The 336-nt window shown below is 60.4% G+C and carries 1 pseudogene; it reads left to right on the top strand.

From position 1 onward, the window contains the following. Positions 1-86: 86 nt before the first annotated feature. A pseudogene (locus AC5ZFO_RS48385) lies at positions 87-336 on the top strand (IS110 family transposase); the annotation flags it as partial.

Raw genomic sequence — 336 nt, 5'->3', positions numbered from 1 at the left:
TGATGCTGTGGACGGCTCCTCCACGGGCACGAGAGTGCCAAGGAGTGGGCGCCGTTTGAGGCTCCCACGATTCGGAGGAGCAGCCTATGCAGTCAATTTCGACAATCGGTCTGGATATCGCGAAGTCGGTCTTTCAAGTGCATGGCGTTGATGCAGCCGGCCAGGTAGTCGTCCGCCGTCAGTTAAAGCGCCAGCAGGTCGTGGCATTTTTCCAGAAGTTGCCGCCATGTCTGGTGGGGATCGAGGCCTGCGCCTCGTCGCATCATTGGTCCCGCGAGCTGCAGGCGCTGGGGCATACGGTGCGATTAATGCCTCCGGCCTATGTGAAGCCCTACG

The organism is Bradyrhizobium sp. Unk1, from assembly GCF_059512345.1.
The sequence above is the reverse complement of the archived record's forward strand: the minus strand, read 5'-3'. Positions and strand labels throughout refer to the sequence as shown.